4 tRNA genes and 1 rRNA gene are annotated in these 460 nt (G+C 54.8%); all 5 read left to right on the top strand.

Annotated elements, in window-relative coordinates:
• Window positions 1-87 (top strand): 5S ribosomal RNA (gene rrf / locus G9F48_RS19295); the annotation flags it as partial.
• Window positions 88-96: 9 nt separating this feature from the next.
• Window positions 97-171 (top strand) — tRNA-Asn (locus G9F48_RS19300).
• A gap of 5 nt (window positions 172-176) precedes the next feature.
• A tRNA-Ser gene (locus G9F48_RS19305) sits at window positions 177-267 on the top strand.
• Between the two features lie 36 nt (window positions 268-303).
• Window positions 304-375, top strand: a tRNA-Glu gene (locus tag G9F48_RS19310).
• A gap of 10 nt (window positions 376-385) precedes the next feature.
• Window positions 386-458: transfer RNA gene (locus tag G9F48_RS19315), tRNA-Val, on the top strand.
• The last annotated feature ends 2 nt before the right edge of the window (window positions 459-460 follow it).

Here is a 460-nt window from a genome sequence, read left to right on the forward strand (position 1 = left end):
CGTTCCCATGCCGAACACGGAAGTTAAGCTCTTCAGCGCCGATGGTAGTCGGGGGTTTCCCCCTGTGAGAGTAGGACATCGCCAGGCAGACTTCATTCCGCAGTAGCTCAGTGGTAGAGCTATCGGCTGTTAACCGATCGGTCGTAGGTTCGAATCCTACCTGCGGAGCCATTTATGGAGAGCTGTCCGAGTGGCCGAAGGAGCACGATTGGAAATCGTGTAGGCGGTAACCCCGTCTCAAGGGTTCGAATCCCTTGCTCTCCGCCACTAATTATCAATACATAACAAACGAAAAAATACCAGGGCCCGTTGGTCAAGCGGTTAAGACACCGCCCTTTCACGGCGGTAACACGGGTTCGAATCCCGTACGGGTCACTTATATGATGGAGGATTAGCTCAGCTGGGAGAGCATCTGCCTTACAAGCAGAGGGTCGGCGGTTCGAGCCCGTCATCCTCCACC

This window comes from Bacillus sp. EKM420B, assembly GCF_011065565.1.
GTDB classification, from domain to species: Bacteria; Bacillota; Bacilli; order Bacillales; family Bacillaceae; genus Bacillus; species Bacillus velezensis.